Below are 1,209 nucleotides of genomic sequence, written 5' to 3' on the forward strand. Positions count from 1 at the left end.
AGAATCTTGGAAACAACACCGGCTCCTACTGTGTGTCCGCCTTCTCTTATAGCAAATTTTAGTCCTTCTTCCATCGCTATCGGTGTTATTAATTCTATTGTCATCGTTACGTGGTCTCCGGGCATTACCATCTCTACGCCCTCTGGTAATTCTATTACTCCTGTTACGTCTGTTGTCCTGAAGTAGAACTGTGGTCTGTATCCATTGAAGAATGGTGTGTGTCTTCCACCTTCTTCTTTTGTTAACACGTATACTTGTCCTTCAAATTTCGTGTGCGGTTTTACTGACCCTGGTTTCGCTAAGACTTGTCCTCTTTCTACTTCGTCTCTTGTTACTCCTCTTAACAATACTCCTATGTTGTCTCCTGCTTCTGCTTCATCCAGTGTCTTCCTGAACATCTCTACTCCTGTTACTACTGTTTTCTTGTTTTCGTCTGATAATCCTATTATCTCTACTTCGTCTCCTACTTTTAATTTGCCTCTCTCTACTCTTCCTGTTGCAACTGTTCCTCTTCCTGTTATCGTGAATACATCTTCTACTGGCATCAGGAATGGTTTGTCTACATCTCTTTCTGGTGTCGGTATATAGCTGTCAACTGCATCCATTAAGTCCCATATCTTGCCACACCATTGACAATCTCTTTGTCCGCATCCGCATTCCATTGCTTTTAATGCTGAACCTACTACTATCGGTGTGTCATCTCCTGGAAATTCATATTCATTTAACAGCTCTCTTACTTCCATCTCTACTAATTCGATTAATTCTTGGTCGTCTACCATGTCTGCTTTGTTTAAGAATACTACGATGTATGGTACGCCTACCTGTCTTGCTAACAGGATGTGCTCTCTTGTCTGTGGCATTGGACCATCTGCTGCTGATACTACCAGTATCGCTCCGTCCATCTGCGCTGCTCCTGTTATCATGTTCTTTACGTAGTCTGCGTGTCCTGGACAGTCAACATGAGCATAGTGCCTTTTCTCTGTCTCGTACTCTACGTGCATTGTGTTTATTGTGATTCCTCTTGCTTTTTCTTCTGGTGCTTTGTCTATTTCATCGTATGCTGTTGCTTGTGCCATTCCTTGCTTTGATAATACTATCGTTATTGCTGATGTTAATGTCGTTTTGCCATGGTCTACGTGTCCTATTGTCCCTATGTTTGCATGGGGTTTCTTTCTTTCGAATTTTTGCTTTGCCATTTCTTTTCCTCCT

Annotated in this window: 1 protein-coding gene; it reads right to left on the reverse strand. The window is 42.1% G+C overall.

What is annotated here, in order from left to right; all coding sequences use genetic code 11:
- The coding region (tuf, locus tag A6M21_RS06825) for an elongation factor Tu (RefSeq protein WP_066667298.1) at positions 1-1,196 on the reverse strand (1,196 nt) is incomplete at its 3' end.
- Positions 1,197-1,209 lie beyond the last annotated feature (13 nt).

Origin of the sequence: Desulfotomaculum copahuensis (assembly GCF_001655685.1) — a bacterium.
GTDB lineage: Bacteria > Bacillota > Desulfotomaculia > Desulfotomaculales > Desulfovirgulaceae > Desulfotomaculum_G > Desulfotomaculum_G copahuensis.